Consider the following 12140-nt stretch of genomic DNA (forward strand, 5'->3'; position numbering starts at 1 on the left):
AGATAGGCACCCGCCGGGTCCAGGGGGAGACCACCCTCACGCCACCGCCCCGAGGGTGTCGGCCATGCGGGCGCGGCGCGCGCCCATCGGCGCCTCCGGCCCGGTCGTCGTGTCGTGCGCGGTCTGGTGCTCCATCTCGGCATTGATCTCGCCGCCGAGCAGGACGATCGTGGTCGAGATCCAGATCCAGGTCATGAAGCCGATGGCGGCGCCGAGCGAGCCGTAGGTCTCGTTGTAATTGCCGAAGCTCGACACGTACCAGGAGAACAGGATCGAGGCGACGAGCCAGAGCAGGCCCGCCACGGCGCCGCCGACGCCCACCCAGCGCCAGCGCGGGCGCTCGCGGCTCGGGCCGTAGCGATAGAGCAGCGACAGGCCGCCGAGCAGCACCATGAGGAGGGCGGGCCAGCGCAGCAGGGCGATGAGCCAGGCGGTGTCGCTGAGGCCCACGAACCTGAACACCACCGGCAGCACGACGATGCCGGTGAGCGCCAGGATGGTGAAGCCGAGCGCTCCGATGGTGAAGGTGAGCGAGCGCAGGTTCAGCATGACGAAGGAGCGCTTCTCCTGCTCCTCGTAGACGACGTTGAGCGCATCGAACATCGCCTTCATGGCGGCGTTGGCGCTCCAGAGGGAGAGCAGCAGGCTGGTGAAGAAGGTGAGCCCGAGGGTGCCGTTGCCCTTCGCGGCGATGCGCTTGACCTGATCGCCGATGATCTCGATGGCGCCCGAGGGCAGTACGCCCTGCATGCTGGCGAGATGATCGTTGATGGAGCCGACATCGGCCACGAGGCCGTAGCAGGAGACCAGCGCGGCGATGGCGGGGAACAGCGACAGCAGCGAGTAGAAGGTCACGCCCGCCGCCACGGAGAGGACCCGGTCGTTGTTGAACTCGAGATAGACCCGGTAGAGGATGTCCTTCCATCCCGATGCCGTGATCTCGGCGGGTGAGCGCGCGGCGCGCCCGCGCCCGGCCTGCGTGGCGGCGACATGCTCGGCGGCCGCCCCCTCGTACGAGCGCGCGCCGCCCCGGTCGGACGGATCGCGGGATCGCGGTGCCGCCGGCATCGCGCGGCCCGAGGGCTTCGGTGCGGCCGCGAGCGCGACGAGGGCCGTCCCGAGGAAGAGGGTCCAGAGGAGCGATGTCGCGACATCGCCGTTCGGCGCGGGTGTGGGGCGTGGGGCAGACGACATCGGAGACCGGGTGGAGCGCGCGTCGATTCAACGCGATGGCTCAACGTGATGCAGGCTTGGCCGTTCCGCCGCTATGGCACGCCCGTGGGCGTTCGCACGGTCCGTGTTCGAGGCTGGCCGGCGCGGACGACGCCCCGGGGCTAGGCGAGCATTCCCGCGCGGCGCAGCCAGGCCTCGTACCAGCTCGGCCAAGCGGCGCTCGGGGTGCCGGCGCGGCCCATCCCGAAGCCGTGGCCGCCGCTGGCGAGACGATGCAGTTCGACGGGCACGCCCGCCCGTCGGCAGGCCTCCGCCATCATGCGGGTATTGTCCGAGTCCGAGATGGGATCGTCCTCCGCCTGGACGAGGAACATCGGCGGACATCCCGCGCGCACGTGGGTCTCGACGGACCATTCCGCGCTCGTCGCGGGCGCGGGCCTGCTGCCGACCAGAACGCGTCGGGTCACGGTCCGGTCGAGGGGCGGCACCAGGGTGATGACCGGGTAGATGAGGGCGGCACCATTGGGCTCGGCGGACAGCGCATCGGCGGCGTCCACCGGGGGATAGGCGGCGAACGCGGCACCGGTCGCGGCCAAGCCGAGAAGGTGGCCGCCGGCCGAGAAGCCGAGGACGCCGATCCGCTCCGGGTCGAGGCGGTCCCGAGCGGCGCGCGCGCGGATCAGGCGCAGGGCGCGCCGCGCATCCTGGAGCGGTGCGCGTGCCCCCTCGGCCCAGCCCTCCTCCGGGAGGCGATAGGCCAGCACGAAGGCCGTGATGCCGCGCGCGGCGAGCCAGCGGGCCGCCGGGCGCGCCTCGTTCTCCATCTGGATGCGCCGGTAGCCGCCGCCGGCGGCGATCAGGACGGCAGCGCCGTTCGGCTGATCGGGACCGAAGACTTCCAGGGCCGGCACGCCGATCCGGCTCACCGCGCCCTTGGCGCTCACCACTTCGGCACCGGACGGCCCGCCGCCGCCCGGCGGAAGCCCGGGCCAGAGCGGGATGACGGTGACGACCGGGTCGGCCCTCGGAGAACCGGCCAGGAGAGTCCCGCCAGCCGCGAGCAGCAGGGTGCGACGATCCATCGAAGCCTCCTTTCCGGGCCGCAAAGACCGGCGGCCGCCCCGCCATCCGCCTCTCGCCCGGATGGCGCGTCAGGCCCGCTCGGACGCGTACAGCCCCGCATAGGTCTCGCGCAGAACGTTCTTCTGGACCTTGCCCATGGCGTTGCGCGGCAATTCCTCGACGAAGAGCACGCGCTTCGGGCACTTGTAGCGGGCGAGGCGCTCCTCCAGCGTGCGCAGGATCGCGGCCTCGTCGGGAACGTCCGGCCGGCCGACGACCACGGCCGTGACCCCCTCGCCGAAATCCTTATGCGCGAGGCCGATCACCGCGGATTCGATCACGCCCGGGAGCGCGTCGATCTCGTTCTCGACCTCCTTCGGGTAGACGTTGTAGCCGCCCGTGATGATGAGGTCCTTGCCGCGTCCGACGATGTGGACGTAGCCCTGCCCGTCGATCTTCCCGAGGTCGCCGGTCACGAAGAATCCGTCCGCCTTGAACTCGGCCGCCGTCTTCTCCGGCATGCGCCAGTAACCCTGGAAGACGTTGGGGCCCTTCACCTCGATCATCCCGACGGCGTCGGTGGCAAGGCCGGCGCCCGTCTCGGGATCGACCACGCGCACGGCGACGCCCGCAAGTGCGGGTCCGACCGTCCCCGCCACCCGCGCGCCCGCGTAGGGGTTCGAGGTGTTCATGTTGGTCTCGGTCATCCCGTAGCGCTCCAGGATGGCGTGGCCCGTGCGGGCCTCCCAGTCGCGGTGGGTCTCGGCCAGCAGCGGCGCGGAGCCCGAAACGAACAGGCGGATGCCGGCGGTCACCTCCGGCGTCAGGCCGGGCTCCTTCAGGAGGCGGGTGTAGAAGGTCGGCACGCCCATCATGGCGGTGGCGCGCGGCATCAGAGCGAGGACCCGGGCCGGGTCGAACCGTCCCAGGAACAGCAGGGTGCCGCCCGTGGCGAGCACCGTGTTGGTGGCCACGAACAGGCCGTGGGTGTGGAACACCGGCAGGGCGTGGAGCAGCACGTCGTCGGCCGTGAAGCGCCAGGATGCCCCGAGTGTGCGGGCATTCGAGGCGAGGTTCTCGTGGCTCAGCATGGCGCCCTTCGAGCGGCCGGTGGTGCCCGAGGTGTAGAGGATGGCGGCCAGGTCGTCGGGCCCGCGCGCCACGTCGGCGAAGGCTTCCGCTGCCGCGTCGGCGGCCTCCGCCAGGCTGCCGCGTCCCTGCGCGTCGAGGGTGTGCAGGACCGGTACGCCGGCGCCGCGCGCCACGGCCTCCAGGGCCGCGTGCTTGGCCGGATCGCAGACGAAGAGGGCGGGCTCGGCATCGCCGAGGAAATAGGCGATCTCGGTCGGCGTATAGGCGGTGTTGAGCGGCAGGAAGACCGCGCCGGCCCGCACGGCGCCGAGATACAGGAACAGGAACTCCGCGCTCTTCTCCGCCTGCACCGCGACCCGGTCGCCCGGCTTCACCCCCGCTTCGACGAGGGCCGCCGCGTAGGCGCCGGAGCGCACGACGAGGTCGGCATAGGAGTAGCGCGCGCCCTCGCCGGTCTCGAGGAAGACCTTGGCCGCCGGATCGGCGGGCAGGCTGGCGCGGACGAGATCGAAGAGGTGATTGGACATGGTCGGACTGGATACGCTCTCAAACGTCGACGTCGGGCGGCCTTATGCCGAGGGGCTGTCATACCAAATCCGATCGATCCCTTCAGGAGGGCGGATCCGGGCTTCGCTCGGGCGCCGCGCGGGCTGAGCGAGACCGTCTCCGCTTCGATCGAGCGGAGACGGGATCAGGCCTCGGCCAGGGCGACCGCCCGCAGCGGCGGCAGGTTGGTGCGAAGTTCGCGGCTCACCGCGCTGGAGGCGGCGACGGTCCCGAGATTCGCGTAGGTCTCGTGGTTCTTCTCGATGGCCGAGAGATCGTAGAGGTAGTTGACCATCAGCCCGCGCGACTGGGCGAGGCCCTTGCCCGAGATGTCGCCGAGGAAGTTCATGCGCTCGAGCCGGGCGCCGTTTCCGAGGTGGAAGCGCGCGACCGGATCGAGGGGCCGGCCGCGCTCGTTCTTGGCGCGCAGGAAGTAGGCGGCCGCGGCGGGGATCATCGCCTTGCGCACCGCCTCGCACTTCGTCTTGTCGCTGTGCCAATCCGGCTCGTCGATGAGGCGCAGGGCCTCGACGTCCTCGCGGGTCAGCCCCTGCGGCGCGTCGGACCGGCGCTCGCGGTCGAGCCAGGTCGAGAAGCCCGGCACCGGCGAGAGGGTGACGAAGGTCTTCAGGCTCGGGATCTCGCGGGCGAGATCCTCCACCACCTGCTTGATCAGGAAGTTGCCGAAGGTGACGCCGGCCAGGCCCTTCTGGCAGTTCGAGATCGAGTAGAAGATCGCGGTGGTGGCCGCCTTCAGGGGCAGCGTCTCGCGCTCATGGGCGAGGATCGGCGCGATCGCGGGGGCGATGCCGGCGGTCAGCGCGACCTCCACGAAGATCAGCGGCTCGTCCACCAGGGCGGGATGGAAGAAGGCGAAGCAGCGCCGGTCGGTGGGCTCGATGCGCCGGCGCAGGTCGTCCCATCCGGTGATCTCGTGGACCGCCTCGTACCGGATGATCTTTTCCAGGATGTGGGCCGGCGTCGTCCAGTCGATGTGGCGCAGCACCAGGAAGCCACGGTTGAACCAGGAGGCGAACAGGTGCTCGAAATCGCTGTCGAGGCTGTCGGCCGCGTCGATCAGGTCCGGATCGGCCTCCTCGCGGCGCAGATCGCGGCGCAGGGCGAACAGATCCTCGCGCATCCGCACCAGGGCCCGGGTACCGTCGCGGGCGAGGTTCAGGCGCCGGATGAGTTCCTGGCTCCGCGGCTCGGCCGCATCGTGGAGCGCGCCGAGGGCGGCCCGGGTCGGGTCGGCCCGATAGGCCGCGATCGCCTCGTCGACGGCCGCGTGATCGGCCGTGAACTCGGTGGCGACGAGGCGCAGGAAGCCGACGCGCTCGGGCTTGGCGAGGGTCTCGTAGCGTTCGAGGATCAGCCGGGCCAGGGCGACGCCGGATGCCTCGCCGCGCCGGGAGATCAGGTCCTCGCAGAGCTTGACCAGTTCCTGGGCGCTGGCGCGGGCGCCAAGATCGCCGCGTCCGATGCCGATGAGATCCCGGCCCCGGTCGCTGATGGTCTGGAGCAGATCGCCGAAGAACGAGATCGCCGCCATGTCACGCCGCCTGACCCTTCACTGACGCCCGGCATGGGCGAACCAAAGCCCCGCGCGGCTTCGATGCCAGACTTGGGTGCCCGGCTTGGCCGTTACATTAGAGCGGGTCCGGCCGGAGGGCCAGTGACCGGAGCCTTAAAGTCCCGGCCGGCGCGACGGCGCTCTCAGTTCTGCCCGCCGCCGGAGGCCGCCGCGATCTCGGCCCGGTCGGCCCGCTCGCGCCAATCCTCGACGCCGTGCTGACGCGCGAAGCGCAGTTCCGCCGCGCGCAGGGCGCGCACCGGGTCGCGCGCGCGGGTGATGTCCACCGATCCCACCGTGAACGGAACGCCGAGGATCTGCTTGGCAAAGTTGACGCGATACGTCGCCATTCGAAACTCCCTGGTCGATGCGCGGGGCTCGCGAGAAAAGCCGATCCGGCCATCACGAAATCCGAGACTCATCGACTCTCGAACCCGATCAGACCGCAAGACGCGAAGAATTCCAAGGCCACCGCGATCGAAACGCGTGGCCCCCATCAGTCGCCGATAACATCCGGTATATGGGACGCATGAAATCCGACGCGGAGCACCCCGCGACGACATGGCCGATCCGATCACGGCAAGCAGATCCCCCAGACAAAGGTCCAACCCGGGAAAGAGAATGCGTCACCCGGCCCAGAGGATAGCGACGAATGGGGTGTCGGAACAGGATCTCCGTAAGACGTAGGCGGGTTGCCGAAGCCGATGCATGGGCTTAACCGGTCGGCGGATGCCGGTTCAGGCTCCCCCCTCTTCTCGCGGCATCGGCGCCGACGACGTGCGAGCTCCATTCCATGATTGCTGACGATGATCCGATTTCGCGTCGGCCGACGCGCCATCCGCTGACGGCGGCCTCCGCATGAGCGGAGCGGACGGGATAGCCACCGCCGAGGCGCACGGCTTCACGCCACGAGCCCGCCTCGGCCTCACCCTGATCGCGGGCGGCGCGGTCGCCAATATCTATTACAACCAGCCCCTCCTGGCGATGCTGGTGACGGATTTCGGCGCGCGGGCGGCGCTCTGGGTGCCGACGGCCTCCCTCGTCGGGTATGGGCTCGGCATCCTCGGCCTCGTGCCCCTCGGGGACAGCCTGTCCCGGCGCAGCCTGATCATCGGACAGACCCTCGGCCTCGCGGTCGCGCTCCTCGCGGCAGCACTCAGCCCCAACCTGACGTCGCTGGCCCTGGCCAGCCTCGTCATCGGAATCCTGGCCTCGGCGGCGCAGCAGGCGGTGCCCTTCGCGGCGGAACTCGCGCCGGATGCCAGCCGAGGCCGCATGGTCGGCCAGGTCATGACCGGCCTTCTCAGCGGCATCCTGCTGGCCCGCACGGTCAGCGGCCTCGTCGGCGCGCATTATGGTTGGCGCGCCGTCTTCTTCGCCGCCGCCGCGGTCGCGGTGCTGATGGCGGGCATCGCCGCCACGACCCTGCCGGGCATCCGAGGCCGCCCGTTGCGCTACCGCGCGCTGCTGCTGTCGATCCTCCACCTCGTCCGCTCGCAACCGGCCTTGCGCCGCGCGAGCCTGTCGCAGGGTCTCCTGTTCGCCAGCTTCAACGCCTTCTGGGCGACGCTCGCGCTGCTGGTGGAGGCCCCACCGTTCAACCTCACGGCCGCCGGGGCGGGCCTGTTCGGCGTGATCGGCGTCGCGGGCGCCTTCGTGGCCCCGCTCTCGGGACGCTTCACCGACCGGCGTGGGCCCCGCCCGATGGTGGTGATCGGCGCCCTGTTCGTGGTGGCGGCCTTCGCGGTGCTGTGGGCCGGCGGTTCCCGATCCCTCGTGGCGGTCGCCCTCGGCGTCCTGCTGATCGATATCGGCCTCAATGCCGCGCTCATCGCCAACCAGACCCGCGTCTACGCCCTGGTGCCAAGCGCGCGGGGGCGGCTCAACACCGTGCTGTTCACGATCATGTTCGTGTTCGGAGCGCTCGGAGCCTTCGCGGGCTCGCAAGCCTTCCTCATGGCGGGCTGGTCCGGCGTCTGCGCCGTCGGCATCCTGCTCGCGGGCGCGGGGTTCCTCGTCAGCGTCCTGGAACCGAGGGGCGCCTGACGCCCCTCGTATCTCCGCTTCGATCAGGCGGAGAGGGTGTCACCTAAGAACGCGCGACAGGCGGCACCATTCGGTCCTGTCCGCCGGCAATCCGAAGCGCAGGCGCCGCGGTGCCTCGCCGAAGCGGCGGACATAGATCCCGGCCCTGCCGAGGCGCGCGAACAGGCCGGCCGCATCGTAGAAGTCGGCGGTGCGGAACAGGCAGGTCCCGCCGATCACGGTGCCGCCGGCGCGCGCGATCATCCGGTCGAGCCGCCCGGCATCCGCCGCCCGGGCGATGGCGGCGTCCCGGCGCCAGGACTCGTCGGACAGGGCGGCGCGACCGATGGCGAGCGCGGGCCCCGACACCGCCCAGGGCCCGAGCGCTTCGGCGATGGCGGCGGCGAGCGCGGGGTCGCAGAGGGCGAAGCCGAGTCGGATGCCGGCGAGCCCGTAGGTCTTGCCGAAGGAGCGCAGGACCACGAGGCCGGGCGCCACCGCTCCCCCCAGCGACGCGACGGCTTCCAGGTCGGCGAAAGCCTCGTCGACCACGAGGAGCCCGCCGCGCCGCGCGAGGTCGCCGGCGAGCGCCAGCAGCGTTTCGCGGGGCCAGGTCCGTCCGTCCGGATTGTTCGGATTGACGACGACCACGACATCGGCCCCGGCCGCCCCGTCGAGGTCCGTCACGGTCGCGACCGCGTGGCCCGCCCGGCTCCAGCCGGCGGCATGCTCGGCATAGGTCGGCCCGAGCACGGCGACGCGGCAGGGGCCCCGCAGGCGCGGCAGCGTCTCGATCAGGATCTGGGTTCCCGGAGCCGCCACGACGCGGGCCGGGTCCGGGGCACGATAGGCGGCGGCGGCCGTTCGCCGGAGGTCCGCGAGGTCGTTGGCGGAGGGCAGGCGCCGGAACGCACTGGCCTCCAGGACCGGACACGGATAGGGCACCGGATTGATCCCCGTGGAGAGATCGATCCAGGGCTCCGGTGCCTCGGGGAACAGGCGCCGGGCGGCATCGAGGTCGCCGCCATGGGCGATCGGTTCTTCGGCCATCGGTTCCTGGACCATCGGTTCCCGGATCGTCAGGTTCTCCACCGGCGGGCCGCCTGCCACACCCGAGACGACATGTCCTGGACCGCCCTCATCCATCCGCCCGATACGCTCATCGTCCTGGTGCTCGCCCTCGCCGTCGAGGCGGCGGCCGGCTATCCCGACCGGCTCTACAGGGCGCTCGGCCATCCTGTCACCTGGATCGGCGCGCTGATCGGGTCGCTCGACCGACGCCTGAACCGAGGCACCGGCCCGCGCCGCCGGATCGCGGGGGTGGCGGGCCTCCTGGTTCTCCTGGGCCTCGTCGGCGGCATCGCCCTGGCGCTGACCGCCCTGGCGGCCGCCGCCGGCGCCCTCCCGGCATTCCTGATCCTCGCGCTGCTCTCGGCCAGCCTGCCGGCTCAGCGCAGCCTGCACGCCCATGTCGCCCGCGTGGCCGCTGCCCTGCGCCGCGACGGGCTTCCGGGTGGCCGGGTCGCCGTGTCGATGATCGTCGGCCGCGATCCCGAGAGCCTCGACGAGGCCGGCATCTGCCGGGCCGCCATCGAGAGCCTCTCGGAGAACTTCTCGGACGGGATCGTGGCGCCGGCCTTCTGGATCGGGGCGGGCGGCCTGCCCGGCGGCGCGCTCTACAAGGCCATCAACACCGCCGACAGCATGATCGGCCACCGCACCCCGCGCCACGAGGCCTATGGCTGGGCCGCGGCCCGCCTCGACGACCTCGTCAACCTGCCGGCCTCGCGCCTCACCGCCCTGCTGATCGTCGCGGCGGCCGCCCTCCATGCCGGAGCCTCGCCGGGGGCGGCCTGGCGCGCGGTCCGGCGGGACGCGCGCCATCATCGTTCGCCCAATGCCGGCTGGCCGGAGGCCGCCATGGCGGGGGCGCTGGGCCTGCGGCTCGCTGGGCCACGCACCTACGGTGCGACCCGCGTCGAGGACGGCTGGATGGGCGACGGGCGCGCCGAGGCCACCCCCGCCGACGTGGAGCGCGCGCTCGCGCTGTACCGCACGGCCTGCGGGCTCCTGTTCGGCCTCGCCGTCGCGCTCCTCGCCTTGCTCCGAATCGCACTGCTATGAGCGCGAGAAGCCCGTCCGCTCCCGGAGACACGCCATGATCCGCCTCTCGCTTCTTCTCGCTGCATCGGCACTGGCGCTGCCGGCCCCGGCCCGGGCCGAAATCCTTCACCCCGTGGGCGAGCCCTACAGTGTCGGCGCGGGGCTCACGGGCGAGATCGGCAGGAAGACCGCCAAGCCCGCCGAGGATGTCAGCGGCATCGCCTGCGCGCCGGCCGAGGCGGAGCCGCGCACCTGCATGGTGGTCGATGACGAGGCGTCCGGGGCACAGTTCGTCACCCTCGACGGGACCACCCTGAGGCCGGGCGCGGTGATCGACATCGCCGGGCGCAAACCGCCGGCCGCCGCCCTCGGCACCCCTCCGGCCACGGGGGCCTGCACCCTCGGCCAGGGCGCCTACCGGGAACTGGACGGCGAGGCCGTGGCCCATGCCGCATCGCAGTTCTACGTCACCGGCTCCCATGGCTGCAGCCGGCGCGGACGCGAGTTCAAGCTCTCCACCGCCCTCCTCGCCCGCCTGAGCCCGGATGCCGCCGGCACCGGGGCGACGGTCGAGACCACCTACCGCCTCGGCGACGCCCTGCGGATGGCCGACACGGTGGGCGATTATTTTCTGAAGGACCTGGAGCCGCGCGGCAACGCCGCCCCGCCCGCCGGCCTCAACGTCGAGGGCCTCGCGGTGATCGGCGACACCCTCTACGCGGGACTGCGGGCCCCCGTGCTCGACGGGAGGGCTTTCCTCGTCAGGGTGCCGGTCGCCCCCCTGTTCGCCCCCGGCGACGCCCCCCTGACCGAGAAGCCGGCGACGATTCCCCTCGCCCTCGGCCCGGATGCCGGCATCCGCGACCTCACCGCCCTCCCCGACGGGCGGCTCCTCGTCCTGTCCGGGCCGACCCGCAACGGGCTGGACGTACCCTACGGCCTGTTCATCGCCGAACTGCCCTCCGGCCGGGTGACGCCGCTCGGCACCCTGGCGCCCCTCGGCGGGGACGAGACCCGGGCCAAGCCCGAGGGGATCGTGCGCCTCGGCCCCGGCCGGGTGCTGGTGGTGTTCGACAGCGTGCCGAATGGCGGGCCGCGCGAATACGCGGTGGCGATCCCGTAGGGACGTCCGCGCGGGCCGAGCGAGACCGTCTCCGCTTCGATCCGGCGGCGACGGGATCACACCGTCCGAAGGCTTGGGGTCGCCGCGCTCGACCGGCGCGCGGCGTCGCGGCGCAGCGCCGAGAGCACCACGAACATCAGGCTCGCCCCGAGTCCGAGGCAGGCGGCCAGGAAATACATCGGGGCGAGGTTGCTGCCGGTCTGGTCGCGGATGTAGGGCACGGCGTTCTGCGCGATGAAGCCGCCGAGATTACCGACCGAGTTGATGGCCGCGATGCCGGCGGCCGCGCTCGCGCCCTTGAGGAAGGTCGCCGGCAGGGACCAGAACACCGGTTGGGCCGAGAAGACGCCGGCCGCCGCCACGCAGAGGCAGGCGAATTTCGGCACCGATCCCGGCACCACGACGCTGAGCACCAGGGCCAGGGCCGCGACGAGACCCGGCACCACCACGTGCCAAACCTGATCGCCCGAGCGCGCCGCGCGCCGGGGCACCCACCACAGGGCGAGCGCGGTGATCAGCCAGGGGATGATGTTGATGAAGCCGTTGACGGTGTTGGAGACCTCGAAGCTGCGCACCACCGTGGGAAGCCAGTAGCTCAGGCCATAGGCCGCCAGCGGAAACGCAACGTAGACGGAGGCCAGCATCCAGACGCGCCGGTCGAGGAGCGCCGCGAAGGGATTGCCGTGCTCGACGTGGCCCCCCGTCTCGCGCTCGGCGGCGAGCGTGCCCGCGAGCCAGTCGCGCGCCTCCCGCCCGAGCCAGGGCGCCTGTTCCGGCCCGTCGGGCAGGATGCGGAGCACGATGACGGCCAGCGCCAGGGCGGGCAGGCCGGTCGCCACGAACACCCATTGCCAGCCCCTCAGGCCGAGCAGGCCGTCGAGATCGAGGAGCGCGCCGCCGATGGCCGCCCCGACCGCGTTGGCCAAGGCACTCGCGATCATGAACCAGCCGATCATGCGCGCCCGGTGCGATTGCGGAAACCAGAGGGTAAGCGCGAACAGCACGCCCGGGAAAAACCCGGCCTCCGCGACGCCCAGCAGGAAGCGTAAGGTGTAGAACATCGTGGTGCTCTGCGTGAAGCCGAGCAGGATGGTGATCACCCCCCAGGTGAGCATGATCCGGGCGAACCAACGCCGAGCCCCGACCCGCTCCATGATCACGTTGCTGGGCACCTCGAACAGGAAGTAGCCGAGGAAGAACAGGGAGGCCCCGAGCCCGTAGACGCTCTCGCTCAGGCCGAGGTCGCCCACCATCTGGAGCTTGGCGTAGGAGATGTTCTGCCGGTCGATATAGGCGATCAGGTACATCAGGCCGAGCAGCGGCATCAGCCGCAGCGACACGGTCCGGATGGTCGCCTGCGCAAGGCGCGCATCCGCCTGGGGAGGGGACGTCGTCATCGGGTGCTTCCTCGCCGGCCCGTTCGACGCGGGCTCGTTCCGGCGA

At 71.6% G+C, this 12140-nt stretch carries 10 protein-coding genes; 3 read left to right on the forward strand and 7 right to left on the reverse strand.

The window, feature by feature from the left end:
• Positions 1 to 36 precede the first annotated feature (36 nt).
• From MKK54_RS21685 to MKK54_RS21705, 5 genes are all read right to left on the reverse strand, one after another.
• On the reverse strand, positions 37 to 1194 hold the full coding sequence (locus MKK54_RS21685; RefSeq protein ID WP_244014115.1) for a YihY/virulence factor BrkB family protein: 1158 nt from the start codon (positions 1192 to 1194) through the stop codon (positions 37 to 39).
• Between the two features lie 140 nt (positions 1195 to 1334).
• Positions 1335 to 2255 (reverse strand): alpha/beta hydrolase, encoded by a 921-nt coding sequence (locus tag MKK54_RS21690; protein ID WP_244014117.1) that lies wholly within the window; start codon positions 2253 to 2255, stop codon positions 1335 to 1337.
• 69 nt (positions 2256 to 2324) lie between these two features.
• Positions 2325 to 3854, reverse strand: coding sequence for a malonate--CoA ligase (locus MKK54_RS21695; protein WP_244014119.1), 1530 nt, complete (start codon positions 3852 to 3854; stop codon positions 2325 to 2327).
• A gap of 164 nt (positions 3855 to 4018) precedes the next feature.
• Positions 4019 to 5425, reverse strand: a complete 1407-nt coding sequence (locus MKK54_RS21700) for a malonyl-CoA decarboxylase (protein ID WP_244014121.1) — start codon at positions 5423 to 5425, stop codon at positions 4019 to 4021.
• A gap of 164 nt (positions 5426 to 5589) precedes the next feature.
• Positions 5590 to 5796, reverse strand: a complete 207-nt coding sequence (locus MKK54_RS21705) for a hypothetical protein (RefSeq protein ID WP_244014124.1) — start codon at positions 5794 to 5796, stop codon at positions 5590 to 5592.
• Between the two features lie 508 nt (positions 5797 to 6304).
• On the opposite strand from MKK54_RS21705, the gene MKK54_RS21710 reads away from it, so the two are divergent.
• Positions 6305 to 7492, forward strand: coding sequence for an MFS transporter (locus MKK54_RS21710; protein WP_244014126.1), 1188 nt, complete (start codon positions 6305 to 6307; stop codon positions 7490 to 7492).
• A 39-nt stretch (positions 7493 to 7531) separates the two neighbouring features.
• Here the strand turns inward: MKK54_RS21710 and cobD are convergent, their stop codons facing one another.
• Positions 7532 to 8521 (reverse strand): threonine-phosphate decarboxylase CobD, encoded by a 990-nt coding sequence (gene cobD, locus MKK54_RS21715; protein ID WP_244014128.1) that lies wholly within the window; start codon positions 8519 to 8521, stop codon positions 7532 to 7534.
• Between the two features lie 72 nt (positions 8522 to 8593).
• Here cobD and cbiB point away from each other — a divergent pair, with 72 nt between their 5' ends.
• Both cbiB and MKK54_RS21725 read left to right on the forward strand, forming a co-directional pair.
• Positions 8594 to 9595, forward strand: coding sequence for an adenosylcobinamide-phosphate synthase CbiB (gene cbiB / locus MKK54_RS21720; protein WP_244014130.1), 1002 nt, complete (start codon positions 8594 to 8596; stop codon positions 9593 to 9595).
• A gap of 34 nt (positions 9596 to 9629) precedes the next feature.
• A complete protein-coding gene (locus tag MKK54_RS21725) occupies positions 9630 to 10697 on the forward strand; it encodes a DUF3616 domain-containing protein (protein WP_244014132.1) in 1068 nt (355 codons plus the stop codon).
• Between the two features lie 56 nt (positions 10698 to 10753).
• Here MKK54_RS21725 and MKK54_RS21730 read toward each other — a convergent pair whose 3' ends face one another.
• Positions 10754 to 12094 (reverse strand): MFS transporter, encoded by a 1341-nt coding sequence (locus tag MKK54_RS21730; protein ID WP_244014134.1) that lies wholly within the window; start codon positions 12092 to 12094, stop codon positions 10754 to 10756.
• Positions 12095 to 12140: the final 46 nt, after the last annotated feature.

Source organism: Methylobacterium sp. J-068 (assembly GCF_022829445.1).
Lineage (GTDB): Bacteria > Pseudomonadota > Alphaproteobacteria > Rhizobiales > Beijerinckiaceae > Methylobacterium.

What these genes read in the sequence shown, in the direction of transcription:
- MKK54_RS21685 (WP_244014115.1), bottom strand. Translation starts at nt 1,194, where the DNA reads ATGTCGTCTGCCCCACGCCCCACACCCGCGCCGAACGGCGATGTCGCG.
- MKK54_RS21700 (WP_244014121.1), bottom strand. Translation starts at nt 5,425, where the DNA reads ATGGCGGCGATCTCGTTCTTCGGCGATCTGCTCCAGACCATCAGCGAC.
- cobD (WP_244014128.1), bottom strand. Translation starts at nt 8,521, where the DNA reads ATGGCCGAAGAACCGATCGCCCATGGCGGCGACCTCGATGCCGCCCGG.
- MKK54_RS21725 (WP_244014132.1), top strand. Translation starts at nt 9,630, where the DNA reads ATGATCCGCCTCTCGCTTCTTCTCGCTGCATCGGCACTGGCGCTGCCG.
- MKK54_RS21710 (WP_244014126.1), top strand. Translation starts at nt 6,305, where the DNA reads ATGAGCGGAGCGGACGGGATAGCCACCGCCGAGGCGCACGGCTTCACG.
- cbiB (WP_244014130.1), top strand. Translation starts at nt 8,594, where the DNA reads ATGTCCTGGACCGCCCTCATCCATCCGCCCGATACGCTCATCGTCCTG.
- MKK54_RS21705 (WP_244014124.1), bottom strand. Translation starts at nt 5,796, where the DNA reads ATGGCGACGTATCGCGTCAACTTTGCCAAGCAGATCCTCGGCGTTCCG.
- MKK54_RS21690 (WP_244014117.1), bottom strand. Translation starts at nt 2,255, where the DNA reads ATGGATCGTCGCACCCTGCTGCTCGCGGCTGGCGGGACTCTCCTGGCC.
- MKK54_RS21695 (WP_244014119.1), bottom strand. Translation starts at nt 3,854, where the DNA reads ATGTCCAATCACCTCTTCGATCTCGTCCGCGCCAGCCTGCCCGCCGAT.
- MKK54_RS21730 (WP_244014134.1), bottom strand. Translation starts at nt 12,094, where the DNA reads ATGACGACGTCCCCTCCCCAGGCGGATGCGCGCCTTGCGCAGGCGACC.